This is a genomic window from Paenibacillus peoriae KCTC 3763 (assembly GCF_000236805.1).
Taxonomy (GTDB): domain Bacteria; phylum Bacillota; class Bacilli; order Paenibacillales; family Paenibacillaceae; genus Paenibacillus; species Paenibacillus peoriae.
The window spans coordinates 316,547-342,766 of the sequence record NZ_AGFX01000041.1; the positions used below are offsets into that span (position 1 = coordinate 316,547).

Annotated in this window: 24 protein-coding genes and 1 pseudogene; 14 read left to right on the plus strand and 11 right to left on the minus strand. The window is 47.6% G+C overall.

The genetic code is table 11. The features are described from left to right. The first annotated feature begins 181 nt into the window (after window positions 1-181). The 7 genes and pseudogenes from KQI_RS0122640 to KQI_RS0122670 all read left to right on the plus strand — a co-directional run bounded on the left by KQI_RS0122640 (window position 182) and on the right by KQI_RS0122670 (window position 5,538). Window positions 182-943: an MBL fold metallo-hydrolase gene (locus KQI_RS0122640; protein ID WP_010349170.1), complete on the plus strand. Its 762-nt coding sequence runs from the start codon at window positions 182-184 to the stop codon at window positions 941-943. 21 nt (window positions 944-964) lie between these two features. Further along, window positions 965-1,120 (plus strand): nuclear transport factor 2-like protein, encoded by a 156-nt coding sequence (locus KQI_RS29435; protein WP_241763993.1) that lies wholly within the window; start codon window positions 965-967, stop codon window positions 1,118-1,120. A gap of 15 nt (window positions 1,121-1,135) precedes the next feature. After that, window positions 1,136-1,378, plus strand: a pseudogene (locus tag KQI_RS29440) (ester cyclase); the annotation flags it as partial. Between the two features lie 378 nt (window positions 1,379-1,756). Beyond that, window positions 1,757-2,482 carry an AzlC family ABC transporter permease gene (locus KQI_RS0122655; protein ID WP_010349171.1) on the plus strand — a complete coding sequence of 242 codons (726 nt, stop codon included), beginning with the start codon at window positions 1,757-1,759 and terminating at the stop codon, window positions 2,480-2,482. Then, a complete protein-coding gene (locus KQI_RS0122660) occupies window positions 2,479-2,808 on the plus strand; it encodes an AzlD domain-containing protein (RefSeq protein ID WP_010349172.1) in 330 nt (109 codons plus the stop codon). Before KQI_RS0122655 ends, KQI_RS0122660 begins: the two co-directional genes overlap by 4 nt. A gap of 121 nt (window positions 2,809-2,929) precedes the next feature. Beyond that, on the plus strand, window positions 2,930-4,096 hold the full coding sequence (yhbH, locus tag KQI_RS0122665) for a sporulation protein YhbH (protein WP_010349173.1): 1,167 nt from the start codon (window positions 2,930-2,932) through the stop codon (window positions 4,094-4,096). Beyond that, a complete protein-coding gene (locus KQI_RS0122670; RefSeq protein WP_010349175.1) occupies window positions 4,093-5,538 on the plus strand; it encodes a SpoVR family protein in 1,446 nt (481 codons plus the stop codon). The genes yhbH and KQI_RS0122670 overlap by 4 nt, the downstream gene beginning before the upstream one ends. A gap of 113 nt (window positions 5,539-5,651) precedes the next feature. Here the strand turns inward: KQI_RS0122670 and KQI_RS0122675 are convergent, their stop codons facing one another. The 10 genes from KQI_RS0122675 to KQI_RS0122720 form a co-directional block, all read right to left on the minus strand. Then, window positions 5,652-6,836, minus strand: coding sequence for a WD40 repeat domain-containing protein (locus KQI_RS0122675; RefSeq protein ID WP_010349176.1), 1,185 nt, complete (start codon window positions 6,834-6,836; stop codon window positions 5,652-5,654). A 124-nt stretch (window positions 6,837-6,960) separates the two neighbouring features. After that, window positions 6,961-8,529 (minus strand): sensor histidine kinase, encoded by a 1,569-nt coding sequence (locus tag KQI_RS0122680; RefSeq protein ID WP_029390293.1) that lies wholly within the window; start codon window positions 8,527-8,529, stop codon window positions 6,961-6,963. Then, a complete protein-coding gene (locus KQI_RS0122685) occupies window positions 8,526-9,212 on the minus strand; it encodes a response regulator transcription factor (protein WP_010349178.1) in 687 nt (228 codons plus the stop codon). Before KQI_RS0122685 ends, KQI_RS0122680 begins: the two co-directional genes overlap by 4 nt. Before the next feature lie 35 nt (window positions 9,213-9,247). Then, window positions 9,248-10,783, minus strand: a complete 1,536-nt coding sequence (locus KQI_RS0122690; RefSeq protein ID WP_010349179.1) for a PucR family transcriptional regulator — start codon at window positions 10,781-10,783, stop codon at window positions 9,248-9,250. Between the two features lie 228 nt (window positions 10,784-11,011). Then, window positions 11,012-11,671 carry an aspartate/glutamate racemase family protein gene (locus tag KQI_RS0122695; protein WP_010349180.1) on the minus strand — a complete coding sequence of 220 codons (660 nt, stop codon included), beginning with the start codon at window positions 11,669-11,671 and terminating at the stop codon, window positions 11,012-11,014. Window positions 11,672-11,685: 14 nt separating this feature from the next. Further along, window positions 11,686-12,636, minus strand: a complete 951-nt coding sequence (locus KQI_RS0122700; RefSeq protein ID WP_010349181.1) for an aminopeptidase — start codon at window positions 12,634-12,636, stop codon at window positions 11,686-11,688. Between the two features lie 257 nt (window positions 12,637-12,893). Further along, window positions 12,894-13,589 carry an AroM family protein gene (locus KQI_RS0122705; RefSeq protein ID WP_010349182.1) on the minus strand — a complete coding sequence of 232 codons (696 nt, stop codon included), beginning with the start codon at window positions 13,587-13,589 and terminating at the stop codon, window positions 12,894-12,896. 67 nt (window positions 13,590-13,656) lie between these two features. Next, on the minus strand, window positions 13,657-14,592 hold the full coding sequence (locus tag KQI_RS0122710) for a DUF1177 domain-containing protein (RefSeq protein ID WP_010349183.1): 936 nt from the start codon (window positions 14,590-14,592) through the stop codon (window positions 13,657-13,659). Between the two features lie 22 nt (window positions 14,593-14,614). Then, entirely contained in the window at window positions 14,615-15,682 is a 1,068-nt protein-coding gene (locus tag KQI_RS0122715; protein ID WP_010349184.1) for a DUF917 domain-containing protein, read from the minus strand. Between the two features lie 10 nt (window positions 15,683-15,692). Continuing rightward, the gene (locus KQI_RS0122720) at window positions 15,693-17,300 is read right to left on the minus strand and encodes an OPT/YSL family transporter (RefSeq protein WP_010349185.1); all 1,608 of its coding nucleotides are present in this window, start codon (window positions 17,298-17,300) and stop codon (window positions 15,693-15,695) included. Between the two features lie 307 nt (window positions 17,301-17,607). Here KQI_RS0122720 and KQI_RS0122725 point away from each other — a divergent pair, with 307 nt between their 5' ends. From KQI_RS0122725 to KQI_RS0122755, 7 genes are all read left to right on the plus strand, one after another. Continuing rightward, a complete protein-coding gene (locus KQI_RS0122725; protein WP_010349186.1) occupies window positions 17,608-18,309 on the plus strand; it encodes a response regulator transcription factor in 702 nt (233 codons plus the stop codon). Continuing rightward, a complete protein-coding gene (locus KQI_RS0122730) occupies window positions 18,306-19,667 on the plus strand; it encodes a sensor histidine kinase (protein WP_010349187.1) in 1,362 nt (453 codons plus the stop codon). The genes KQI_RS0122725 and KQI_RS0122730 overlap by 4 nt, the downstream gene beginning before the upstream one ends. 22 nt (window positions 19,668-19,689) lie before the next feature. After that, a complete protein-coding gene (locus KQI_RS0122735; RefSeq protein ID WP_010349188.1) occupies window positions 19,690-20,283 on the plus strand; it encodes a PepSY domain-containing protein in 594 nt (197 codons plus the stop codon). Window positions 20,284-20,423: 140 nt separating this feature from the next. Continuing rightward, complete coding sequence (locus tag KQI_RS0122740) at window positions 20,424-20,975, plus strand: PepSY domain-containing protein (protein WP_010349189.1); 552 nt, start codon at window positions 20,424-20,426, stop codon at window positions 20,973-20,975. Between the two features lie 157 nt (window positions 20,976-21,132). Next, window positions 21,133-22,149 carry an aminoglycoside phosphotransferase family protein gene (locus KQI_RS0122745; protein ID WP_010349191.1) on the plus strand — a complete coding sequence of 339 codons (1,017 nt, stop codon included), beginning with the start codon at window positions 21,133-21,135 and terminating at the stop codon, window positions 22,147-22,149. An 8-nt stretch (window positions 22,150-22,157) separates the two neighbouring features. Further along, window positions 22,158-23,054, plus strand: a complete 897-nt coding sequence (locus KQI_RS0122750; protein ID WP_010349192.1) for a phosphotransferase — start codon at window positions 22,158-22,160, stop codon at window positions 23,052-23,054. A gap of 241 nt (window positions 23,055-23,295) precedes the next feature. Beyond that, a complete protein-coding gene (locus KQI_RS0122755; RefSeq protein ID WP_010349193.1) occupies window positions 23,296-24,171 on the plus strand; it encodes an arylamine N-acetyltransferase family protein in 876 nt (291 codons plus the stop codon). 107 nt (window positions 24,172-24,278) lie between these two features. Here the strand turns inward: KQI_RS0122755 and KQI_RS0122760 are convergent, their stop codons facing one another. Beyond that, window positions 24,279-26,174 (minus strand): PrkA family serine protein kinase, encoded by a 1,896-nt coding sequence (locus KQI_RS0122760; protein WP_010349195.1) that lies wholly within the window; start codon window positions 26,172-26,174, stop codon window positions 24,279-24,281. Window positions 26,175-26,220 lie beyond the last annotated feature (46 nt).

The following is a 26,220-nucleotide window of genomic DNA, read 5'->3' on the forward strand; positions in this document are numbered from 1 at the left end:
AAATTATATCCGAAAAAAATAAAAATTAACTTCATTTGTGATGTGAGTACTATCTCATAATAAAAAAAATTACTTTCAAAATTCAAGTCAAACAAGAAAAAGACTTGATCAAATCCATGTAATTAGGAATAGCTCAGAATGTAAAATATTTATAAATCCAATACAAAAGGAGTTATCATTCATGAAAATAAATCAAATTCGAAATGCAACTATTGTAGTTGAATATGCAGGCAACAAATTTTTAATTGATCCAATGCTGGCCAATAAGGGAACCTACCCTCCTTTCCCCAATTCTCCAAGACAAGACCAAAAGAATCCTATAATAAGTCTGCCAACATCAATTGATAATATTATCAGTAACGTTGATGCTGTCATTTTAACTCACCTCCATCTGGACCACTTTGATGATGCTGCCAAAGAAGCATTGCCAAAAGATATCAAAATGTTTGTTCAAAATGATGAAGATGCCAATGAAGTAAAAAATGCTGGTTTTGTAAATGTAGAGGTGCTTCAAGAAAATACTGTCTTCAAGGAGATCCAACTGGTTAAAACCAAAGGCGAGCATGGAAGAGGAGAAATATTGAAAATTGCTGGTCAAGTGTGCGGCATTATCTTTAAACACTCCAGTGAGAAAACCTTGTACGTAGCTGGTGACACCGTATGGTATGAAGCTGTTCGGGAAGTCATCGATACACACAAACCGGAAATTATCGTCGTAAATGGCGGAGATAATCAATTCTTCGAAGGCGGCTCCCTAATTATGGGGAAAGACGATATCTATGAAGTCTACAAAGCCGCTCCTGACGCGAAAATTATTGTTGTCCATATGGAAGCTGTAAACCACTGGGCTCTATCGAGAGAAGAATTAAAAAGCTTTTTGAATGAAAAAGGAATTGCTGCTCATGTGGCGGTACCAGATGACGGAGAATCCTACGTATTTTAAAAGATAGAAAGGAACATTATTATGTCGGTTGAAACCAATAAAGAATTAGTTCGTCGTTTTTACGAAACAATTGAACAAGAAAACTATGAAGCACTTAAGGATTTTTGCCACCAAGACTTTGTGTTTTATCCACAGCTTGATACTCCATTTCATGGGGTAGAGGGACTTATAGCATAAGAAAAGAAAAATTTTGATGCTTTTCCAAACTTCAAAATGCCGATTAAAGCTATGCTAGCAGAAGGAGATCAAGTTGCTGTTTATTTGATATTTGAAGGTACACATACAGATATTCCTTTCAAAGGAATACCCGCTACAGGAAAAACAATTAGATTTTCTCTGATGATGCTTTTGCGTATAGATGGTGGCAAGATTATTGAGAAAAGAGCTCATTTTGATATACACGACATTCTCCGGCAACTTGGCTTGAACTCCTAACTTTTAACAAGATAACTGTGATAGATTCTATAACTGGCAACGATATTGAGAAAGAGGCCTTCAAGAATTTGAGGCCTCTTTCTGCTTCTTCTCATACCCTAACCAAAATGGTACTTCGCTTCTTGTGAGGGCTCGCGTCTCCTTTAGCTTAAGCCGGGACAGGTACTGGTGTGGGAAGAAGGGATCAAAATAGGACGATTCCTCCTGCGGCTGCCAACAAGATCACGGCGAACGGATGAATTTTGTATTTGATTATCGTGGACAGCTTGTTCGCAATAGGAAAAATTCAATATAACATACAAACGTATAATATATTGATTAATTTTAAGCTTCCGTTGTATACTGTTATAAAATTTATACACTGGAGGTCAGGTTGAAATGTCCATAGCATCGGAGTTGAGCGGAACGGAGTCCGATTCACTCAGCTTTTTACAAGGGGTTAAAGATTGTATTCCTACATTGCTCGGTTATGTATGCATTGGGTTCGCAGCAGGCATTGTGGGGGCCTCAAACGGGGTCAGTACGATGGAAATTGCACTGATGTCAGCATTTGTATATGCAGGAGCTTCTCAGTTTATTATGTGTTCAATGCTGGCTACCGCCAGTCCTGCATCCGTCATTATTTTAACAACATTCATTGTGAATGCCCGCCATCTGCTTTTAAGCGCGTCGCTGGCTCCTTATTTTACTAAATATTCACTGTGGAAAAACATAGGCATCGGCGTTCTTTTGACGGACGAATCCTTTGGGGTAGCATCGGATAAATTGGCTAAAGGCGGACAGGTAAGCGATCGCTGGATGAACGGGCTGAATTTAACGGCGTATCTCATCTGGATTGCGTCCTGCGTGGCGGGAGGGATTCTCGGGAACTGGATTTCCAGGCCGGAGGCATTTGGTCTGGACTTTGCCTTGCCAGCGATGTTTCTTGCCCTGCTCATTTCCCAGTTGCAAAGTGTACAGATCTCCAAGCTCAAGCACCGTCTGCTGCTCGTGCTGTGTATGGCTGTTCTGATGTACCTTTTATCCTGGTGGATGCCATCACATATCGCGGTTATTGCAGCTACGATGATCACCGCAACGATTGGAGTGTTAACCGACAAATGAACATCCATCCCTATGTGCTGTATATCATTATCGGCGGCATGATCGTGACGGCGATCCCAAGGATTATTCCCTTCGTCGTGCTGCAAAAGCTGGCTCTGCCCAAACCAGTGCTACAATGGCTTTCCTATATTCCCATTTGTATTTTCACAGCACTCGTGATGGAAAATCTGCTCGTCCGAACCGACACCTCGGTTACTCTGAATGGGCAAGTGCTCATAGCTGTTCTCCCTACGCTGGCTACTGCCTTGTGGAGCAAAAATCTGCTAGCTACTGTCGTTATCGGTATTGTTAGTATGGCTATAATTCGAATATTGTGGTTGGGATAGGAAATTAGCAAACGGGCAGAATTTAAATCCAGTTCCATCACATATCGTACATCCCCGTGAATATACTTAATAACCAACAAGGCCAAACTGTGCCGTGTATCCACTTGGGGGGTGCCTAATAATGCCGGAACCACGCCAGCCACATTCATTCATCGTATCGCGCGAAGACTGGTCGCTGCATCGCAAAGGGTACCAGGACCAGCAACGTCATCAGCAGAAGGTCAAGGATGTCATTAAGCAAAATCTACCCGATCTGATAACGGAAGAAAATATTATTATGTCGGACGGTCAACAGATTATTAAAGTGCCGATTCGCAGTCTGGATGAGTATCGCTTCATTTATAACTATCAAAAGCAAAAGCATGTGGGCCAAGGGGATGGCGACAGTCAGGTCGGAGATGTCATCGGACGTGACCCTGCTTCCCGAAAGCCAGGTAAAGGCGAGAAAGCCGGCGATCAGCCCGGACACGATATTGTGGAAACGGAAGTTAGTATAGAAGAACTGGAAGACATGCTGTTCGAGGAAATGGAATTGCCGCATTTACAGCAAAAAGACAAGGATCAAATTGAGGTTAAATCGATTGTGTTCAATGATATACGTAAAAAGGGCATGCAAGCGAACATTGACAAGAAACGAACCATTCTCGAAAATCTGCGTCGTAACGCCCGCGAGGGCAATCCGGGCATTCATCATATTAGTCCGGACGATCTCCGCTATAAAACATGGGAAGAGAAAACCATCCCCCAATCCAACGCGGTGATTATTGCCATGATGGACACCTCAGGCTCGATGGGAGCTTTTGAAAAATATTGCGCCCGCAGCTTCTTTTTCTGGATGACCCGCTTTTTGCGCCGTCAATATGAAAAGGTGGAAATTGTCTTTCTCGCGCATCATACCGAGGCCAAGGAGGTTACGGAGGAAGAATTTTTTACCCGTGGAGAAAGCGGCGGCACCATCTGCTCCTCCGCCTATATCAAGGCACTAGAGATCATTGACAAGCGATATCCTCCTTCCAGCTACAATATATACCCCTTCCATTTCTCGGATGGCGATAACCTGACCTCGGACAACGAGCGATGTGTGAAGCTAATCGAGGAACTTATAAAACGAAGCAATATGTTCGGCTATGGAGAAGTGAATCAATATAATCGCAGCAGCACACTGATGTCAGCCTACAAGAACATTAAAAAGGATCAGTTTATGTACTATGTCATCAAGGAAAAAGGCGAGGTATACCAAGCCTTGCGTACCTTTTTTCGCAAACGGGAAGGGGGGACGGCGGGATGAGCATCGACCAGAAGGAGCTGGAATATGCGATATCAGAAATTATGGAGATTGCAGACGGTTTCGGGCTCGACTACTATCCGATGCGATATGAGATTTGTCCGGCGGAGATCGTATACACGTTCGGGGCCTATGGGATGCCCACACGTTTTAGCCATTGGAGTTTTGGAAAAACATTTCACAAAATGAAGATGCAGTACGATTTTGGCCTCAGCAAAATCTACGAGCTGGTCATCAACTCCAATCCCTGCTACGCCTTCCTGCTAGAAGGAAATTCATTGGTTCAAAATAAGCTGATTGTCGCCCATGTACTGGCACACTGTGATTTTTTCAAGCACAACGCCCGCTTCTCAGCTTCCAACCGCAATATGGTGGAGAGCATGTCCGCCACAGCAGATCGAATCAGCAGCTATGAAATGGAATACGGCTCGCAGGCCGTCGAATCCTTCATCGACGCCGTACTGGCAATACAAGAGCATGTCGACCCACAGCTTATCAAACCAAGGCATCTGGATAAGCAACGCTATATGGAGCTCAAAATCCGGGAGCAGAAAGAACCTGAAAAGCACCAACGTCCCCCTGGGCCTTACGATGATCTGTGGTCACTAGACACCGTGAAGCCACAGCCGGATTCGTCGGAAAGCGCAGGCATCCACATACGGCAGTTTCCACCGGAACCGGAGAAGGATATCGTCTGGTTTATTCAGGAATTCTCGGAGGTGCTGGAGGACTGGCAGCGGGATATTATGACGATGCTGCGCGACGAAATGCTGTATTTCTGGCCCCAGATCGAGACCAAAATCATGAATGAAGGCTGGGCCTCCTATTGGCATCAGCGGATTGTAAGGGAACTGGATTTGACCGGGGATGAAACCGTTGAATTTGCGATGCTGAATGCTTCTGTCGTACAGCCTTCGAGGAAAAGCCTGAACCCGTATTATTTGGGGCTTAAAATATTTGAAGATATTGAAAAGCGATGGGATAATCCAACCCGTGACGAGCAGGAGCGACAAGGACGCAAACCGGGCGAAGGACGCGCTAAAATGTTTGAGGTACGGGAGTTTGACTCAGACACCTCTTTTCTACGCAATTACATGACCAAGAAACTGACAGAGGATCTGGATCTGTATGTGTTCGAGAAACGGGGACCGGATTGGAAAATCACCGATAAATCCTGGGAACACATACGGGATCAGCTTGTATTTTCGCGTGTGAATGGGGGTTCCCCTTATATCGTCGTCGAGGACGGCGATTATCTGCATACAGGCGAGCTAAAGCTGAAGCACCAGTATGAAGGAATTGAGCTGGATTTAAAATATATGGAGCGCACGCTTCCATATGTGTATCAGCTATGGGGCCGCGCCGTTCATTTGGAAACGGTGATTGAGGGTAAGCCCGCCTTATTCTCATACGACGGCAAGAAACATCATCGCAAGTTTGTGTAATCAGGATTTTGCAAAATTCGATTCCAGTCGCTCCAAAGTGCAATATATAGACGAAAAGAATCTGCCTACATTAAAAAAGGTGCATTCCGAAAAACGGATATGCGCCTTTTTGGTTACTTTTCCTTAAATTGAACGATATAGCTTTGATTCAGCTGTTTTCCACCTTCCGAAATATTCTGGTACATGGATAAAAACCGGGCCGACGGGCTCCATACCGTAGGACTGTCATAGGACTGGATGTCGGTCGTGACCGGAGTTGTTTTACCCGTGGACTGATCAAACACATACAACCCTCTCATCCCCTGCTGATCCTCATCATAAATGGAAAAAGCCAGCTTGGACCCGTCACTGGACCAGCTTCCACGGCTCATTAAAGTACCCTGGCCGACGGTTCCCTTCTCTTTTCCATGTTCATCCAATACAATCATGCGAGCAGGTTCGGATGTGTTCCATTTTCTTTTTTCAATGGCAATCCATTTACCATCAGGCGATACGGCAAAGGAACTGGCACCATTCGCAATCGTTACAGCTTGCGGGTGGTCCATAGTAAACCGATTCAGCACCCGGTACCCTTGCTTATCATTGCCTGTATAAAATATGGTGTTCCCCACTTTTTCGACATGAGTAATCAGCTCAGCGCGATTCGGGTCTTGAAAATTCAATTCTTTAGCCTTGCCGTCCAGACTAATCAGATAAATTTTGCCGTCCGGTGCGCCTGTAATCAGATGATCTTTATCCCCCCAGCTTACTTCGTTGGACATATCCAGCTTACCTATCGGTGTAACCTTGCCGCTGCTTAATTCAAGTATATAGCCCCGGATATCATATTTACTGCTGGGACTGCCCTCGGTAAAAAAGACATGGCGCTGATCCGGTGATACTACCGCCAGCAATTGCGGAGCCTTGCAGTCTGGTAGCAAAGCCCGTTCCTTACCTGTCTTTACATTATGAATCAACAGCCGGGTCTGTCTCTCCACAATCAGCTCTTCGTCACTTAGCCAAGACCTCGCGTAGACATCTCCCAGCCTGTCGATGGACGATACCACCAGTTCGTCCGTTACTTGCTGCCGGGCTGCATCGGTGTCAATCACGGTAAGCTGCTGTCCCGGTTTCATACCAGACGATGGCCTGGCTTCCCCTGCGTCTTTCATTCCACAAGCACTGAGCGATACAACGGCTACTAAGCTCGTTATAAGCAGCCCCGTGATTCTATGTCTGAAAAGCCGTGCACGGGGATGATCGCCACAGGGGACGCCGTTCTTTTTTTGAACGTGGTTCATTCTGTTTTTCTTTATCATGTCATACGGCCTCCTTGTTCACGATACCCCCAGTTTAATACCTTAACGTCTCATGAATACATCGGATTGTTTCCAAGTTGTAAACAAGATGCATTTCTAACTCTGTAGCTAACGATCAATCCGTTTACAGAGAGCTATCGGGAACCAACAAAGGCAGCTTAAGCGAAAATTCATTCCCTTGCCCATTTTCCTTGGCATTCTCTATCGCACCATCGCCCGAGGCTGTAAGATGCAGCTCCCCTCCCATACGCTCAGCCAGTCTGCGCGCCAAAGGAAGTCCAAGCCCTGTACCGCTATCCTGACGGGAACGATCACGACTCAAGGTAGCAAATGGCTCGAAAATCATTTCCCATTTTTCCCTGGGAATCCACGGACCGGAATTGCGTACATACACGATTACGGTATCCCGTTCCACCCGGCTCGATAACACAATCCAGCCTCCATCCCGATTGTACTTGACCGCATTATCCAGCAGATTCAGCACAATATGCATCAGATGCTTGGGATCACCCCATACCTTGGCAGGAACCACATCTATCGAAAAATGAAGTCCACGCTTTGCCGCTTTTCCCCGGATTCGGCTCCCTGCATCTTCGAGCAACGAGTGCAGTTCTACTTCCTCCGCATGCAATTCAAAATCATATTTATCCAGCACAGATAGCCGCAGTGAATCCTCTACAAGCTCGTACAAGCGTTTCGTTTCCTTGTGGATGCTTTCTCTGGCTTCACGCACCAGCTCCGGGTCATCCCCATACATATCCAGCAAATCAGCGTAAGCTTGGATAGAGGTTAACGGGGTTTTCAGCTCATGGCTAATATTGCCGATAAAAGATTTTTGCTGCTGCTCCAGCTCCCGCAAACGCTGAACCGCCTCTTCCAGCCGGAGCTTTTCGTTCTCCAGCGCGGTAATGCTCTCCCGGATCACATGGCTCATCTGGAGCATTCCTTCATCCAGCCTCCCCAGTTCATCCTGCCTTCGAAGCAATCTCGCTTCAGGATAATGCCCTGCCGATATCTGCTCGGAAGCGCGAGTCAATCGCCCGATGTCCCTCGTCTGTCGGCTGACATAGCCCAAGCCCAAAATAAAGCTCAATACCAGCACAGTCCCCCCGGTCCATAGAAACAAGCGGGCAATGGCCTGATAGAACTGCTGCTGTGCTTCAATGGAGCTATGAAGCTGCACCACTCCCAACAAGCCTTCCGGGCCTTGGAGCGGAGCCAGATAGATGATGGTGCTGCCTTCCGTAATATAAGCAATCTTGCCTTGGAGCGCATAAGAAAGCGCCTGACTGACATCCGTTCTAAAAGCCAGCGGCAGCGAATTGCCAACCTCATGTCCCTTACGATCATATAAAATAACGCGCATGTTGCTGGATACGCCCAGTTCTACTGCGAGTTGGGGGGCCTGCTTTTTCATGAAAGCTTCGGATGATTGGCGCACTCCCAACAGATAGGACTGCTTTACGCGCATTTCCACAATTTCAGCCTGACGCTTTAAGCCGCGCTCCATTTGCTCTGTCTGGCTGGTGCGAATCCCGGAAAGCACAAGCCAGCTTAGCACACCGACAGTAAACAGCAGCAGAGCCGCCAGCACCAGCGGAAATTTCCAACGCAGACTCAAGCCTGTGTGCTTGCGCCTCCGCCCGTCAGTGGAGGGCAAGCTCCCTCGCTGATTCGATATATGTTCATTCACGTTATTTTCTCTGCCTTATAGCCGATACCATACACGGTCTGCAATATCGCCTGATGGGGTCCAAGCTTCTTGCGCAGACGCTGGATATGGATATCCACCGTCCGTGTTCCGCCTACATAATCGAAGCCCCACACCTGCTCCAGCAGCTCGTCCCGGGTATACACTCTTCCGGCATGGGACACCAACAGCGCCAGCACATCAAATTCCTTGGGAGTGAGATCCAGTGCCGTTGCTCCGATTTCAGCCGTTCGGCTGGACGGACGTACCCGTAACGGTCCAAGTACCGTTTCCGCTCCTTCCGGTGCAGGCGCTCCTTCTCGCTCCAGCCTCCGTACCAAGGCCTTGATCCGTGCGAGCAGCTCCCTCAGATCAAACGGCTTGCTCATAAAATCGTCCGCACCCAGTTCCAGCCCAAGTACCTTATCCACGATATCGTTTTTGGCAGTCAGCAGTAAAATACCGATGCCCTTCCGACTTTCCAACCGGCGGCACACCTCATATCCACCCAATTTGGGCATCATCACGTCCAGTATCAGCACATCCGGGTGGAACAAACGTACTTTTTCCAATGCGTCCTCGCCATCAACGGCGGTTTCTACCACAAAACCTTCCCTTTTTAACGCATAGGCCAGCGCATTCCGAATACTGGGTTCATCGTCTGCTACCAGTATTTTTTTATCCATATTATTCCCTCCCTGCCCCAAGGCCAAGTGTCCGTCTACTTATGTTCCCGCAAATAATAATGAATCAGACAGGTATGGCATATAAACTGCTCGCGTGGATCGTTTAGATCAAAATCCGTCATGTCGCGAATCCGCTCCAGTCTATATTTTACTGAATTACGATGTATAAAAAGATAATTCGCCGTATCTATCAGACTGCCCCTGTTTTCCAAATAATAAAATAACGTTTTGAGCAAATCACTGCCATGTGACCGATCATATTGCTGAAGTTTGCCCAGCTTGCGTTTGAATACATTGTAAAATTCCTCATTGTCCATTGCTTTTCCCAGCATATAGTGCATCTCTATATCGCCGTATGTGCAGACACGTTGATCGGGATACAGTCGCTGCGATACCGTAATCGAGCGCCGTGCCTCATTGTAGCTTTGCAGCAGCTCCCACAGTTTTTTGGAACTCCCGATGCCTATATAATAATCACCCGTGCCCAAAGCTTTTTCACTGACCCAGTTCTTCAGCGTTTCGGCCCAGGATTGTTTCTGCTCCGCACCAGCCCCGTCACGATGATCATTAGAATGAAGCGTGGGCAAAAATAGTACCGCCCGATTGGAACGAAACTCAATATGAGACACCACACGCCGCCTGGCCGATTCCAGGCTCAGCAGCTCGGAAAGTAGCTCTTCCGGCGGGGCCGCACTACTTTCCAGTACAGCCACCTCCCAATCATATGCCGGGTTAAAGCCCAATTGGCGCCCTCTCCGCTCAACCTCATGGCGCAGCGGCACCGGAGGCGTCATGAGCTCATCTATAAAGTTCCCCCGCAGCCGGCTTTCCGTATCTTCTACCGCCTTTTCACGCATTAATTCCAAGGCCATCACCAAACGTGCCTGTTCAATGCCCACCTGCTCCATATCATCCAGCTCATTGCGAGCAATGACCAGCTTGGCAACCGTGCGTTTGTCCACATTAATGGGAAAATAACGAGAATCTTGTGCCTTCTTCCAATCCCAGCCTTGTGGTGAAGTGACAATAGCCTGACCTCCATTATCAATCAAAGCAACCGGAGCTCTAAGCAATTCTGCTATATTGTCACTAACAGCCTGTATACCACTGTTCTCCAGAACCATCGTGGTTAAGGTTCGATAGATTCCTTCCGAGCGCCGCAGCAGCTCTGCCTGCCGGTTCAGTACCATATCCATGACACGCTGTGTAATATCTGTATATGGAATTTCGGCTGGAATCTCAATCACTGGAAGACCGCAGGCATTGCTTGCCTCCAGCGCACTACGGGGGATTTCCGTGAGAAAGCGAGTCGGCTTGATCGCAAGTGCCGCCGCCCCGCCCTGATGCAGCAATTGAATGATTTGACACAATACCTCAGGCTCATGGCGGATGGAATAAGCAGTTGTCATCAACAATACACCTTCCCGAATCCAGCCTTTCAGATCGGGAACCTCCATAATGTCAATAAAGCGGACAACCCGGTTCACCCCCTGTTCTCCGCTTAATACCTTTGCCTCCTTCAACTCGGGGATTGCCATGAGCTCCTGAACTGTAACACCCGGTATTTTCATAATGACAGACCACCCTGCTATTTATTTTGCAACATCCTTGCTTCATCTAATTTTCAGGATAGTGTACCAAAAAAGCTTACAAAACAAAACCTTTTTACCGCTGGATCATGTCTTTCCAAACCATACCATTCCTATTTTTGGGAGCTTAATGGAACACAAATAAACCGCCCTTTTCTGGAAAAGACGGTTTATTTCGATATTAAACTACTTATGATCATGCTAAAGCGTCTATCCTGCCTGTGCCTCATCATGATGGGGCTGCCACCGTATCGAAGCAGCCGCACCAAGCGCTACAATCGGGTCAACGGCTCGAATACCCAGCGCACGCTCCAGTTCTGGTGCAAAGTTCATCGTTACAAAACCTGTGCAGGCCAGCACAATGACCTCTGCTCCCTTCTCTTGAAGCCGCAGGGCCGCTGCCATGGCAGCTTCTTTGCCTTGCGAAGTGTTCAGGTCCAGCGTCGTCCGCACACCCTCGGGGCGCTCCGTACCGATATAAGACTCGCCCAGTATTTGGCGAATTAATGGTGGAGCTTCGTCCAGAATGGTCAACACGCCGACACGGCTGGCAGATGTCAGGGCCAGATGTGCTGCACAGGACCCGGCTCCATAGACAGGGACAGCTACAGCCTGGCGAGTTTCCTCTAGCGCTGGATCAGCCGCGCAGCTAATACCGATAGATGTACAGCCCTGTTGAACGAGTTGTTGCGCCGCGAGCACGATTTTGGGAACTGCCTCCCGGTCTGTGACATCATCGTAGATTCCCTTTGGCTGATCGGGGATACATACACTGGTAACAGGCAGCCCGTAGCGCTGCTCGATAACCCGGCCGTGAAGGTCGATAGCTGCTTCGTCCTGCATGGTGAGCACTCTAATCATTCCAAGCATGATAATTTCCTCCTTTATCTCTCCAGCAATTGACCAGCCTTCATAATCAGACGATCATCCAGATATACATCCGGTTTTTGAACGACCCCGTCAATATGTACACCCGCAGCGACCGTTCCTCCAAAGGTATTATTGCTGCCAAAAGCGACATGGATCGTGCCGTATACTTTCTCGTCCTCCAGCACAACGCCTGTAATGCGGGCTTTATCATTCGTTCCAATACCGAACTCGGCCAGCATTCTGCCATCACCTTCACCCAGCATATCCAGCAGGGGCTGTCCGGCTTCTCCTTCTGCGGCGGTCAATCTGCCATTTTGTACTGTCAGCAGGAGCGGCTCCTTTAATGCACCGATTCCCGCCACAGAACCATCCACCACGATCTGGCCTTGTGCTGTTCCTTCCAGTGGAGCAATATACGCTTCGCCGGAAGGCAGATTGCCGGATTCGCCTGGGTTCAAATACATGCCTGTGCTGGGAACGCCGTCACGACCCTCAATGGTAAAATTCAGGCTGTACCCATCCTTTTCAATCCGTACCTGCTTGGCAGCCGTCAGCAATGCGGTCACCTCTTCGGTCAGCGCCTTGACCTTGGGATAATCAGCAGCAATTGCCCCGTTCATGAACATGTCATCTGTCATACCAGGCATGGTCGCCAGACGAGCTCCAGCGGCTGCGGCCTGCTTGCGGGCATTTGTATGTGTCAGCGAATATCGGGTGACACATACAACAACGCTAGAGCGGAGCATCGCTTCGGCAACAGGGGCCGGAGGCTCCTCGCCTGATTTGGAGCGTACCTTCATCGTCATCATAGCCGCTTCTGCTCCCAGTGCTTTACCAGCTTCATATATGGACTCGCCCAATTCCTTTTTATCATCGTCGGTTACAACGAGAAGTGTCTCCCCGGCGGTGAGTCCCAAACATTTTTGCAATACATTTTTACTGATTTCAACACGTTGTTGACTCATACTTCTTCCCCCTATTTTTAGGCTATATAAGCTGATCTCGAAATATTTACATGGGAAACGGAGCAGGCGGAATGGTGCTGGACAAGCGAAAGCGGTCGCCTGAAAGCTTTCCGTAGGAAAGCTCGCATCGTAAGCCTAAGCTGCTCCCGGATTTCTCCCGTAAAGCATTTATTCAGAAAATCCGGGAGCAACAGCGATGGGAAGCACCATCCGCATGTGTAGTGACTACCATGTAAGTTTTCAGTCAGCTTATACGCTCACACCATTTCCGATACGAGCTTGCCGATCAAGGCATTGGACAATACGACCGGAACCCCTGCATAACGCGCCGCCAGCTCTCTATGTGTCTCCGTATAACCCATACAATCGAGTACAATAAGATCGGCTTGATCTTTGAACTGTCCGGCAGCCTGGCGAAATTCCTCCGCACTGCCACTGTAAGGCGAGGCCGCTGCAAACTGGGGATTCAATCCGTAAGGACTGAATTTCAGTCTGAGGTTATCCTTCTGTTCTTCGAGCGGTCCGATCAGTCCAAGTCTTCTACCGCTGGACATGGCTTTAAGTACAGGCGGAAGCACGTGATCCGGCTCGATTAAAAAAGCCGTTCGAGTGTGCAATCCGGGAAATACGCCAGTACAAAGCAGCAAAATCGTACGTATTCCCTGCTCCTCCATACGTGTAATTTTGTCCTGAAGCAGCGGCTGAATTTTTTCACGTGAAATAACCACCGACTCCCCGGTTGTCAGACGCGAGGTCAATACATACTCTCCCGGCGATGGCGATAGATGCTGTTGTATATAGTCGGATGAAAGCCCGTCCAGCGCGCCTGCCTGCACCAGTTCTGCCCGTCCTTCCAAGGCCCTTTCTACAATAGGGGCCACATCCGACCGGGGGGCTTGCCCAATCGTAATCATCCCTAACTTATGCATCCTGAATCCCTGCCTTTGCTTCATTTTATTTTACGCTCCTGACGTCAAAGGGCAAGCCTGCGGCCTGCCCTGCTATGCATTAGCCCTGGCTTTAAACACTGCCTGCGGTCTGCAATATTTTCATAGAGCCATACAATTTAGTGATTCTGGCAAATTCCTGCGGATCATAAAATGTACACGTTCCGTTCGTAAATTCCTTGGCGGTTTCAATCGAAAATCTCACGGCAGTGGCAATGTCAATCTCATGACTTGCCCCTGTACCGCATCCCGGTACAGCCGCCTGTGCTGTAATCGCAACACCGACTACAGGTGCATCTGTCGCTACAGCAGGCTGTAAAATCGAATTAATATGATACAAGTCGTTACCATACGGCGTGATATCCTGCATCGTAACCGGAAAAGTAACAGGCAATTGTGCCGTAGTCTGTTCCATCAGGCGCAATAAATCCTCACTGACCCGCAAAATATAGCCTTCCTTCACCGTAGGTGAAATTGCGATTCCTTTATGATTAATAACACGATTGCCTTTGGTGGTATCGATGGACAAAATAGCTTCCATCCCGGGATCAATCTCATGGCGATTCATGTCCACAATATCCACAGGTGAATCCATGAAATCAACCGGTTCATGCGAACGCGTAGGTGCATCCGGGCAAATATGCGTGGTGACAATCACATCCCCCTTCAGCCTATCGCCTTTAATCTGCATGTCTGCCAGCTTTAGCGCAGCCGCCACCGCCGCAATCGCTCCATCAGCATCAGATACGAGGCCAATTCGGGATGGACGTGCGCCGATCCCGCCCAGGCGACCAACAATACCAAATGTTGGTGCTGTACCTCCTGAGCTTTTACCTTCTGTACCGGGAATAAGCACATGGATAAAATCCGTGCTTCCCTTCGCTCCGGTCACCTGTTTTATGGTTACGGCAATACCTTCGTATCCAGCAAAAAGCTGCTTCACTCGCTCTCCATTCACATAGGCGCTGTCCAGCGCTTCGAATACCGTTAATGTTTGTTGAAGTGCCATCGTTGCGTTCCTCCTTTATATTTTATAAGTAGGGCAGAATCGGCTTATGAATTATTGGCTCAATCGATTGCAGCAACTTGCTGTTAAACATAGTTGTACTCAGCAGGAGTCGTTCCTTCGGGACTGCAATGACAGCCAGCCGTTGTCCTTTGGCTACGGCAGCTGTGATTACAGGTCTGCCTGTATCCATATCCAAGGTCATGATCAGGTCCGGGAATGTAGCTAATCGTTCCCCGTCAAGCTCCAGCGACATGTACTCGTTCCAGAAGGTTATTTCGTAGACCCGGGCGCTATCCGTTATATGAACCACCCCGGCGTCAAAGCCTCCTGATGTTTCAAGCCGACACTCCGTTACTTCACCTGTAGCGATAACCTTGCCGCCCAACTCGGCAGTCACGGCAGCAATCGCAGCCTCCCCCCGATGTGCCAGCATCGCTTCACCGACGGCGATTGCCCGGGAAATGGCTCCCGGGGCGCCATTGGCTTTTGCATAAGCAGCAGTCACCGGATTCCTCGCAACCGCTACCAATCCTCCAGCTTCCACCGAGGCTTTACGAACCAGCGAAGCGGCATGATCCAGGGAACCTGCAATGCCCAATTCTATATAGTGCTCCTCGCGTCCGCCTACGGCAGCCTGATGGCTGACGTAATTCGGCAGCTCGGTTAAATTCATCGAGCCCATCGTTCCTGTGGGATACGCCCGCCCGTTACATGCAAAATCCACAACCGGAATACCGGTCAAGGCTGACTGAAACCAGCCATTAATCGTTGTCTCGCCGCCATTCTCATTCGTGTGCAGAGCCCGGACGCCCTTTCCAGTCATAGTAGACACCATATTCAGGGCTTTTACATAATGAACGGGCTTTACATATTTATCCGGCGCAGCCGGAGCACCAACAACAGCCACAGTAACGAAGAGATCGTCGTCTGCAAAATGGTCAATTGGCACTAGCAGCGGCTGTCCTGCTTCAAGAGCCAGCTTGCCGATCCGCAGCCCTTCCTCGATCCAGCCTCCGCCACCACCGCCCAAGACAGCACCGCCATATACGGCGTATTCAACAATCCTTTCATCCAGCTTTAAAGCGTCCATCTGCATCATCTCACTTTTTTAGTTTAAATACAGAGTTAAAGAAGTTGTAGAGCGCATCCCCTGCGATAAAACCGGCAGCCAGAATCGTCATAGAAGCCACAGTCTCTTTTTTCCCAAAACGAGTTACGAGAAAGCGGATCGCTATGCCGGCCAGCACTGCCCAGCAGGCGTTGGCTGTCGCAATCAACAGCCCTGTTGCAAACATGACACCCAATTGGCGCTTAGACCCGCCAATGAGTTGGAGAATCGCCCCCGGAATCGCCCACAACAAAAGCTGACTGGCAACCCCCGGTGTAGCCCCGGCCTGAATCGTCGACACATATACCTTATCAATCGGCGGCACCAGATTTTGTGCAAAATAGCTCGGATAAGCCAAAGCTACTGTCACCAGTGCAACCGCAAAAGCGATCAGGGCCGTTATATACTGCTGCTTTCTGCCTTCCCGTTCCAGCTCTTTATCCTTGCCATTGCCACGCAGGATGTAGCCTGTTTTCAAATCGTAGCCCATGTCAGCAAAAGCAGGGCCTGTAGCTGCGCTAAACCCGGCCAGCAGCGCCAGCGCCACGGGTGGAAACCCGATCATCATCCCGCCGAGCAATGTGATAAAAGCGACCGCAAAGGCAGGAAACCAACCGGAATGCATAGCCGCGATACCGACGATAATTTCATGCACAAACGCGGCAAAGGCTGCAAATACGATAAAGCCGATCAACATACCTACTGACATGTGTGTAACCAGTCCGCCGATGATGGCGATCAGCAGTGAAATAACCAGATAAGCGATAAAACCGAGCCCAAGCGTACGACGGGCCTCTGCAATCGGGCGGGTATATTCCACCTCCGAGGCTGTATCTGCAAGTATGACGGTGCCGTCCTTTTTCTGCTTGGAAAAGCCAAACACGAGTATAGCCGCCTGAATTAACGCCACAATACCTGCCCCGATCATCACGCCATGGGCGATGTAGAGCGCATTAACGTCAATCTGAAATAGCGGCATGGAATACTGGCGAATCAATAGACCCACCCCAAACATGCCCAGCGCCCAAATATTGCCGATAAATGCGACTCCAAAGGCAGACATCGGGATACTCAAGTAGGAGCCGACTACCCCGATCAGTGCCCCAATGCCCAGCAAACCGGCACGTTTACCGCCTTTATCACCGGCTTTGATCGATTCCGCCGTTGCAACCCCCGGAGCCCAGGTACCTGAAGCTGGAAACAGCTTGGAGTCAAAAATTTTATAAAGTATCGTCGCATCTGCGAACATAGCTAACGCCGCTCCCAGCAGCATCGGTACAACCAAATCAGGCGTTCCCATAAGATAGGGGATTCCAATAGGAATCAGCAGGCTGTTGGCTGCCCCAAAAGTAGCTGAGGAAATGGCGGTTTGCACCAGGTTTTGACGATGAACGGATTTATATCGTAAAAACCAGTTGACTGGAATACGTGCAATCAACATCGCAACTAACGCTCCGATGATGGCCGTATTCGGGGTTACGCCGAGACTGGTTACGATCTGCATCCCGATAATCGCTCCCAGAATACTTGTAGCTACAATCAGAATAAATGCAAAAGGCTCAAACGTTTTCGGGTGGCGCTTTTCTTGTTCGTGTTCCATATGACCCTCCTGCGTTTTAGATATATTGTTTTTCATACCTCATAAATAGGTTTAACTTATGTTACTGCAACTTTCCTTCCATAAACAATGTTCTTCCTGACCAAAACTATGACTTGTTTATTGTGCATCCAAGATAAAAAAGCAAATGTAGAGCGTTTTCATTACATTTTATTCCTTTTTAATGTCATAAAACATGACACGATATAAAAATTCCTTTCTCTTCCTCCACTTGCTTTAAAGTGTGTTAGCTGTCCGTATATGCTAAAATACTTCCGTATCGGCTATTCGCCTACAGGAGGACATGAACATGAATCAATCCATTCTAATCGTGGAAGACGAAGATAAAATTGCCCGACTTTTAGAGATCGAGCTTGAATTTGAAGGTTATCGGGTGGTTAAAGAAAAAAACGGAATTGACGGGCTGGAGACGTATTACAAAGGGAAATGGGATCTGGTATTGCTGGATATTATGATTCCTGGTCTCAGCGGTACCGAGCTGCTACAACGGATTCGTAAGAATGATGCGAACATTCCTGTCATTTTACTAACGGCTAAAAGTTCTATTGCGGATAAGGTGGAGGGGCTTGATTTGGGAGCCAACGACTACATTACCAAACCGTTTGTGATCGAAGAGCTCCTTGCACGTGTACGAGCCGCGCTCAGAACAGGCGCAACGAAGGACACAGCGCCGCGAATGGCAGACACATGGCTTAGTGCGGGGGATTTACGCCTCCATGAAGGTACCCGTGAGGTTCTTCGGCGGGAGCACAGCGTTGAGCTTACGCCGCGAGAATTTGACTTGCTCGTTCATTTACTGCGACATCAGCGGCAGGTGCTGAGCCGTGAGCAATTATTGGAGAATGTATGGGGTATAGACTATGTTGGCGATACCAACGTGGTAGATGTGTATATTCGGTATGTGCGCAATAAAATCGACCCCACTCGCCAGCTCCCCGAGCTAATCCATACTGTACGGGGTATTGGTTATGTGCTGAAGGAATCATTATGAAGCTGCAAAACAAAATCCATATCTACACCTCGTTGCTACTTGCAGTCTTACTTGTGGCCGTTCATTTTTCGGTTTATTTTCTGTTCAGCCAGCTATCTATCAACAGTCGCAAGGATCAGGTAGAAGCCACAGCGGAGAATATCATTCGCGGTATTCAGCGTGCTCCGGTATCGGTAGCAGCAGAAGATCTTCTTCGAGCCTATGTACCGCTGGATGGCATGCTTCGACTAATGAATCCGAAGGGTGATTTTCTCCCCCCGATCACCTCTTCCTCGGAGCAATCTCTCAGCTTGATGAAGAGTGCTTATGATGAGACACGACAAGTTCGTATGATTACCCATGAAAACAACCGCTACATTCTTGTTTCCGTCCCCATGATTTGGACCAATGGCGAAGTTGTCAATCTTCAGGTGACCGAAAGTCTGCAACCGACGATGCAGACACTACAGGTACTCAGAATTGTACTTGTAGCTGTCACCGGGATTGCACTCATTCCTGTCATGATATCGGGAAGACTGCTCGGGCGACTGATTACACGTCCCATTACCTCTATGATTCGCACGATGAAAGAGATTCAACGCAGTGGAAAATTCAAACGGCTTTCGCTCGACGCCACATCGCGCGACGAACTGGTCGAGATGGGAGAAACGTTTAATGACATGATTGAATTGCTGGAGCGTAACTTTGTCCGGCAAGAACAATTTGTTTCTAATGCATCCCATGAATTGAAAACACCTCTTACCATTATTGAAAGTTATGCCAGTCTGCTAAAACGGCGGGGTCTACAGCATCCCAACATCTTCGCCGAGTCTGTTGAAGCTATCCATTCCGAGGCAATACGAATGAAGGATATGGTAGAGCAGCTTCTTCATTTGGCCAAAAACGAGGAACAATGGAATGTCGTATTGGAGCCTGTACGTCTGACCAAAGTGGCGGCCGAATTGAAAGCTACAATTGAAAATGCCTTTGCCCGGCAAATCCACCTGGACATACAGGCAGACTGCATCGGCTATACCGATGAAAATAAACTGAAGCAACTGCTATTTATCTTTTTGGATAATGCACGCAAATACAGTGACGAGCCAGTACGTCTAACCATCGATGCCGTAGGCGATACGCCCCAGCCCTGTATTAGAATCACGGATCGGGGAATTGGAATTCCAGAGGATAAGCTATCTAAAGTATTTGACCGCTTCTATCGCGTAGATGAAGCCAGAAGCCGTGAGGAAGGTGGTGCCGGTCTAGGCCTGGCACTGGCTACAGGAATTGCTCAAGCTATTCATGCACAAATTGGACTGGAAAGCCTACAGGGAAGTGGCACAACAGCAACGATCATCCTCCCTTCCGTTCCAAAATAATAAGCTGAAGGAGAGAATAACGATGAGAGCCATTTATGTGTGGATCATTGGGGGTACGATGGCGGCTATATTGATCACCATTTGCCTTTTACAGTGGCCTTGGGCACGGTCGCTGGCAGCTTCGCCATTGGAAGAAAAAACGGTCATCCAATCCGTATTGCATCAGTATCCCGGCGAGGTGCTGGAATCCAGACGCCTGGATCATTACTATCTGATCAAGTTGGAGCGAGACAAAGGAAAATACGATATAAAGGTCAACGTCTATGACGGTATCATCGAATCCATTAAGCGGACGCAAGCTTATACAGATACCCAACAGGAACCCCAGAATCACAATCCTGTTTCCCCGCCAAGTAAGGACATATCGGGTCCAGTCAGCAAGCCTGACCCGGTGTCTCTCGTGATCACAGAGAAAGAAGCAGCCCAGCTTGCTGCCAAGGCAGTTAACGGAACATCCGATGATATCGAGCTTCACCGTAATGAGAAAGGTCTCTATTATCTCGTTGAGGTTGAGATAAAGGATGGGCGTGAAGCTGTCGTACAGGTCAATGCAATATCAGGCTCTATCGACTCTGTCACTTGGGAAAAAGAAAAACAGGACCACAACGATGAATAAGCTGATTAGCATCACTCCCATATTTTCTCATTGTTTTCTCATGATTTTATTATGTTCCTCTCATGTTCAAGAGATAAGCTGAATTCAAGTTTACAGTACAGGGAGGAATTACAAATGAAAAAAACTATGCATTAGGAATTATGGCAGCGACGGTGCTGCTTGGAGTTACGGTTACGGGTGTATCAGCAAATGCCGTTTGGGCTGCCAAACCTGCGGATCTTATTGGAGCGACAACCGCTGCCAATATTGCAAAGAAGGCAGTCAGCAATGATGCGCAAGTTAAAGATGTCGAACTGGAGCGTGAGAACGGAAGAGTCTACTATGAAGTGGAGCTTCAGCAGGGCAATCAAGATTGGGATATCGATGTAGATGCTTACACTGGAAAAACCATTCGTTCCCATTCTGAACTTAACGATAATTTAAATAACAAGTCCACCTCCAACAAACCAAGCCACGTCACCATAACCGAGAAGCAGGCTGGGCAAATCGCGCTCAAGAATGTGCCTGGCACCCTTCTGTCTACTAAATTGGATAAGGAAGACGGGCAGTTCATTTACGATGTAAAGGTGCTTACCGATGAAGGCACCGTTGAATTCGAAATCCATGCTACATCTGGAGCAATCCTGGATATGGACAAGGATTTTGATGATGACCGCTATGATGACGATCATAATGAATCACTCAGGCCATAACCTGGCTTACATAATACAAAGTTAACTCAAACGGGGCAGCGAACTTTCGCTATCCCGTTTTTTTGACCTGCTCGATACACACCTATTACCTCATGATGAATAGACTGATAACTAACAGAAGATTACTTTTTTTAATCACAAGTCAAGTGAGGTACTTATGACGAAATCCTATACCAAAGCACAGATTCGCAATATCACCCGTCATTTTGGCCTGATTCCGTTAAAATCAAGCTTAGTCTCATCCCTATACCGAAAAAATGCAGTAATCCAAGTGAGAGCCAAAAAGGGAACTTATGCATTAAAGCCCTTTAGCCGTACCAAGATGATCCGCTCAAACACAATTCAACAGATGGAACAGGCTGCAAGCATGGTCAGGCTTTTGAAAAAGAGAAAGTATCGCTACATGCCCGCGTGGCTTCCGACACATTCCGGGAAGTTATGGACTTTATATCAAGGAACGCCATTTTATGTGAGTCAGTGGATTAAAGGACGGAGATTGGAGAATGCAGAGGATTTTGAAAAGCTTGGGCGGGCGCTTGCTGCGCTTCATGACACACCCGCGAGCTTGCATCGAATCGGAAGGAGGAAATCCCCTACGTTTCAGCAATTGCGGATATGGAAAAACCAGGACCGTCTTTTTCAAAAAAGAATAAAACAAATCAGCGGTCATGACACCAAATACCGCAACTGGTACAACGCGTTCGGCAAAGGCTGCAAACGTTTGTCCAGGCAGGCATGGAAGGATTTGCAGGACGCCTCCATTACTAGGATGCTTCAGAAGGAAAAACGTTTACCCTCTTTGATACACAGTGACATCACGATCCCTAATGTCATTATTTCAAATAATGGTCAACTCAAAATCATTGATTGGGATCGGGTTAAGGTCGGCTCAGTCTATGCGGATCTGGCAAAGGCCCTTATGAATACGACCCAATTCAATCCTGAATTTGTGCAATCCCTGCTAAAAGGATACCAAAAACGCAAGCCACTCAACCGAACTGAACGAAAAATAGTTACAGCCCTGTATAAATTGCCTCGAGAAGCGTGGCATGCCTCTCGACACCCCATTCGCTCAAGAGATCGCGAGATCCTGGACAATTGGGGTCATTCGTGGCCCCTTCGTTTACAAATCATTCATATTTTGCAGGAATGGTCCATGCATAAAAGAAAGTGAGGATCAAAATGTCGATTTTATCAAATGTTGAGCAGATGTACGGAATCAAAATTCAACGTGCTCGTCAAAAAAAAGACATACACAAGATTGAGACCGCCAGCATGGCCTATTGTTTAAAATCCTACAATTTTCCAGAAGATGAAATTCGTTTTATTACACGTGTGTTGTCCTTCCTGGATGAGGGCGGGTTCACCCGTAGCCAAAAGGTTTATCCGACAGTACAGCAAACCACTTATATGACCCATGAAGGCGTTTCGTATACGTTAACCAATTGGGTTGATGGACGAAGACCAAAATTTACAAAAAGAATAGATTTTAAAAAGGGTATTTCCACCTTAGCCAAATTTCACTCCAGCGCCGTAGGCTTTCCTGTCACCGAAGCTCCAGCAGCCAGAATACGTTACGAAGGCTTGGGTGATGAAATTGCTGGATACAAAAAACGCCTCAGTCCCTACAAAGGCACGGCACATCTCGTGGCTCTCTGTGAGGAAGTGACGCATCGTTTACAGCAGCCCAAGGTTCGGGAAGCCATCGACTCGGAGCAAAAAGCCGGCGCTTTTATACATGGCGACTACAATTATCCCAATCTGATTAAAGACAGACAGCTCAAGATTCATTTAATCGATTTTGAAAATTGCTCCCTGCACGTAAGAATGAAAGACTTGTCCCATCTGCTTCATCGAAATTGTCTTTGGAACGGGACAAAAATGCTGCGCGCGGTCGACTTCTATCAACGATATCGTCCGTTAAACACCCGTGATTTACATTTGCTTCACGCGCTTTTAATCTCTCCCTATCACGTGGTCCGCAACATCAAAATAGGCGGCATCCGTTCTGCTAAGCGTGTTATTCCATCCTTAGCGCAATTGAACAAATACCGACGTGAGCTTAGAGCGCTGCTATAAGCTGCCTGATTGAACCATCAGGAAACAGACCAACTTAATGGTCTGTTTTTTTTATGTTCTGATAGCCATCTACACGAAAAGTGTATGTTATTAAAATGGAATTATCCGCTGATTGTACCGGTACATTTTAAGAATTATAGCATTGTAATCAGCACATCCACTTTCTACAATGATACTAAGACTCAAAGATAGTTACTCTGAAGAGAGGATTTGAGAAACTAATCATCGAGGTGAATGCGGCATGTACATCATGACAAAGGAAGAAATAAAGGCTTATCTAAAAAGGATTGGAATTCAAGACATTCTGCCTCCTACTCAATCCTATTTATTTAAGCTGCATAAGGCCCATGTAAAGCATCTTTCGTGGCAAACGTTGGACATTTTTGCAAGAAAGCCGGCAGCCATTGGTTTTCAAGAATCCGTTCAACTTATTTTGCAGGGGAGAAGCGGTTATTGTTTTCACCTGAATGGTGCATTCAGCACACTACTATATTCACTCGGCTATAAGGTTCGCCTGCATCGAGCCGGGGTTCAGCCTCTAGGGGCAGAGCCACGCATTAACTCATTTCATCTTGGATTAACCGTGAGCCTGCTCAATGAGCAGCACGAAGATGAAGTATGGATTGCTGATGTCGGTTTAGGCGATATGCCATATGAACCTGTTCCACTCCGCATGGGTAATTATGAACAAGCCCCTCTTCACTATAGGGTTACCGAGTCAGGGATTGTTGCAAAAGGTTGGCGGTTAGAGCATGATTCACTTGCTTCATTTGTTGGCGTTGATTTTGACCCTGCGATTGTTCAGGATTTGGATGAGTTTATACCAAAACATCATTTCTATAGCCGCTCAGCAGATTCTCCATGGTTCAACCTCTTTCTGATTCGGCAAAGACAGGCATTAGAGACGAATGAACTAAGAGGCTGCATTTGGAAAAAACACGGGCAGAACGGATTGGAAAAAATAGAGCTGGATCATAAATCGCAGTGGCTGGAAGTGTTGGCAGATGTATTTGGCGAGTCGCTCGTTCACTATAGTCTCCAGGAACGGGACGAGTTATGGAAAAGGGTATTTGCGGCTCATACTGAATGGAAGAAATCTAGTGATAGCCACCTTTGAAACAAAAAAATCCGGTAGCACCTGAAACTTCCTGTGCTTACCGGATTCCCTATAAGATGAACATTGATCGAACCATGCTGTATACAGTCCTTGCTTACCTCAAATTATTACCGGTTTAAGAGACTACCTACATACCGCAACAAATCGTTAGCGCTGGCCGCTGTGTAGCCATGCTCCTCAATCAGCCGCTTGATGACCTCATTCATCCGTTTAAGCTGGTTAGCATCAGGCGTTTTGGTCGAGGTTGTAATCTTCACAATGTCCTTCAGATCTGCAAACAGCTTCTTCTCGATAGCCTCGCGCAGCCGATCATGATGATGATATTCAAACTTCCGGCCCTTGCGCGAATACGCAGAAATCCGGATTAGTATTTCTTCGCGGAATGCCTTTTTCGCATTTTCAGACACCCCGATCTGCTCCTCAATCGAGCGCATAAGCCGCTCATCCGGGTCGAGCTCCTCATCCGTGAGCGGATCGCGGATTTTAGACCAATTGCAGAAGGCTTCGATGTTATCCAAATAGTTGTCGAACAGCGTCTTGGCTGATTCCTCAAAAGAGTACACAAAAGCCTTCTGCACTTCTTTTTTCGCGAGCTCGTCGTACTCTTTACGGGCTACGGAAATGAAATTCAGATAGCGCTCGCGCTCTTCCTTCGTAATCGAAGCATGCTGATCCAGACCATCCTTAATCGCTCGTAAAATATCTAGTGCATTGATCGATTCCACATTTTGCTTAATTAATGCACTGGAAATACGATTAATGACATACCGCGGGTCTACCCCGGACATGCCTTCCTCCAGAAACTCACTTTGCATTTCCTTCAGGTCGGTTTCCTTGTAGCCTTCGACCTCTTCACCGTCGTACATGCGCATCTTTTTGACCAAATCCATGCCCTGTTTCTTCGTTTCTTTCAAACGGGTAAGCACGGAGAAAATGGCAGCCGTTCGCAGCGCATGAGGAGCAATATGAATATGCCGCATATCACTTTGCTCAATGAGCTTGGCATAAATCTTTTCTTCCTCCGACACTTTCAGGTTATAAGGAATCGGCATTACAATCATCCGCGACTGCAATGCCTCGTTCTTTTTATTCGCAATAAAGCTTTTATACTCCGACTCATTGGTATGAGCTACAATCAATTCATCTGCACTGATGAGGGCAAACCGTCCAGCCTTGAAATTTCCCTCCTGGGTCAGGGACAATAAATTCCACAAAAACTTCTCATCACATTTCAGCATTTCCTGAAACTCCATCAGCCCGCGATTCGCTTTGTTCAACTCTCCGTCAAAACGATATGCGCGCGGATCGGATTCCGAACCATACTCCGTAATCGTGGAAAAGTCGATGCTGCCTGTCAAATCAGCAATATCCTGCGACTTCGGATCAGAAGGGCTGAACGTACCTATGCCAACCCGGTTTTCTTCCGATATAAATACCCGCTCCACGCGCACCTTTTCGATATCGCCATCAAATTCCGTACGCAATCTCATCTGGCAGGACGGGCAGAGATTACCTTCAATGCGCACACCCAGTTCCTTCTCGAATTCGGGACGCAGCTCATGAGGAATAAGATGAAGCGGATCTTCATGCATAGGGCAGCCTTGTATAGCGTACACAGCTCCCTGATCCGTTCTTGAAAATTTCTCCAGACCCCGTTTTAGCAAAGTTACCAGCGTCGATTTTCCCCCGCTGACAGGACCCATTAAAAGAAGGATACGCTTGCGCACATCGAGCCGCCTGGCTGAGGAATGGAAGTATTCCTCCACCAACTTTTCCAGCGCACGATCCAGCCCAAAAATCTCCTGCTCAAAAAATTTATATCGCTTATGTCCCTCAACCTCTTCTACACCCAAAGATTCAATCATCTTGTAAACCCGTGCATGAGCGGTCATCGCCGGCGCCGGGTCTTTCTTGAGTATCTCGATATACTCTCTAAAAGTGCCGTTCCAGGCCAGACGGTTGCTTTCCGCCCGGTACTCCGCAATGCGTTCAAAAATATTCATGCTCGGTTCCTCCCATGGCTGCGTAATGGCTATCTTCAACTCCTGA

What these genes read in the sequence shown, in the direction of transcription:
- KQI_RS0122640 (WP_010349170.1), top strand. Translation starts at nt 182, where the DNA reads ATGAAAATAAATCAAATTCGAAATGCAACTATTGTAGTTGAATATGCA.
- KQI_RS29435 (WP_241763993.1), top strand. Translation starts at nt 965, where the DNA reads ATGTCGGTTGAAACCAATAAAGAATTAGTTCGTCGTTTTTACGAAACA.
- KQI_RS0122655 (WP_010349171.1), top strand. Translation starts at nt 1,757, where the DNA reads ATGTCCATAGCATCGGAGTTGAGCGGAACGGAGTCCGATTCACTCAGC.
- KQI_RS0122660 (WP_010349172.1), top strand. Translation starts at nt 2,479, where the DNA reads ATGAACATCCATCCCTATGTGCTGTATATCATTATCGGCGGCATGATC.
- yhbH (WP_010349173.1), top strand. Translation starts at nt 2,930, where the DNA reads ATGCCGGAACCACGCCAGCCACATTCATTCATCGTATCGCGCGAAGAC.
- KQI_RS0122670 (WP_010349175.1), top strand. Translation starts at nt 4,093, where the DNA reads ATGAGCATCGACCAGAAGGAGCTGGAATATGCGATATCAGAAATTATG.
- KQI_RS0122675 (WP_010349176.1), bottom strand. Translation starts at nt 6,836, where the DNA reads ATGATAAAGAAAAACAGAATGAACCACGTTCAAAAAAAGAACGGCGTC.
- KQI_RS0122685 (WP_010349178.1), bottom strand. Translation starts at nt 9,212, where the DNA reads ATGGATAAAAAAATACTGGTAGCAGACGATGAACCCAGTATTCGGAAT.
- KQI_RS0122690 (WP_010349179.1), bottom strand. Translation starts at nt 10,783, where the DNA reads ATGAAAATACCGGGTGTTACAGTTCAGGAGCTCATGGCAATCCCCGAG.
- KQI_RS0122695 (WP_010349180.1), bottom strand. Translation starts at nt 11,671, where the DNA reads ATGCTTGGAATGATTAGAGTGCTCACCATGCAGGACGAAGCAGCTATC.
- KQI_RS0122700 (WP_010349181.1), bottom strand. Translation starts at nt 12,636, where the DNA reads ATGAGTCAACAACGTGTTGAAATCAGTAAAAATGTATTGCAAAAATGT.
- KQI_RS0122705 (WP_010349182.1), bottom strand. Translation starts at nt 13,589, where the DNA reads ATGAAGCAAAGGCAGGGATTCAGGATGCATAAGTTAGGGATGATTACG.
- KQI_RS0122710 (WP_010349183.1), bottom strand. Translation starts at nt 14,592, where the DNA reads ATGGCACTTCAACAAACATTAACGGTATTCGAAGCGCTGGACAGCGCC.
- KQI_RS0122715 (WP_010349184.1), bottom strand. Translation starts at nt 15,682, where the DNA reads ATGGACGCTTTAAAGCTGGATGAAAGGATTGTTGAATACGCCGTATAT.
- KQI_RS0122720 (WP_010349185.1), bottom strand. Translation starts at nt 17,300, where the DNA reads ATGGAACACGAACAAGAAAAGCGCCACCCGAAAACGTTTGAGCCTTTT.
- KQI_RS0122725 (WP_010349186.1), top strand. Translation starts at nt 17,608, where the DNA reads ATGAATCAATCCATTCTAATCGTGGAAGACGAAGATAAAATTGCCCGA.
- KQI_RS0122730 (WP_010349187.1), top strand. Translation starts at nt 18,306, where the DNA reads ATGAAGCTGCAAAACAAAATCCATATCTACACCTCGTTGCTACTTGCA.
- KQI_RS0122735 (WP_010349188.1), top strand. Translation starts at nt 19,690, where the DNA reads ATGAGAGCCATTTATGTGTGGATCATTGGGGGTACGATGGCGGCTATA.
- KQI_RS0122740 (WP_010349189.1), top strand. Translation starts at nt 20,424, where the DNA reads ATGGCAGCGACGGTGCTGCTTGGAGTTACGGTTACGGGTGTATCAGCA.
- KQI_RS0122745 (WP_010349191.1), top strand. Translation starts at nt 21,133, where the DNA reads ATGACGAAATCCTATACCAAAGCACAGATTCGCAATATCACCCGTCAT.
- KQI_RS0122750 (WP_010349192.1), top strand. Translation starts at nt 22,158, where the DNA reads ATGTCGATTTTATCAAATGTTGAGCAGATGTACGGAATCAAAATTCAA.
- KQI_RS0122755 (WP_010349193.1), top strand. Translation starts at nt 23,296, where the DNA reads ATGTACATCATGACAAAGGAAGAAATAAAGGCTTATCTAAAAAGGATT.
- KQI_RS0122760 (WP_010349195.1), bottom strand. Translation starts at nt 26,174, where the DNA reads ATGAATATTTTTGAACGCATTGCGGAGTACCGGGCGGAAAGCAACCGT.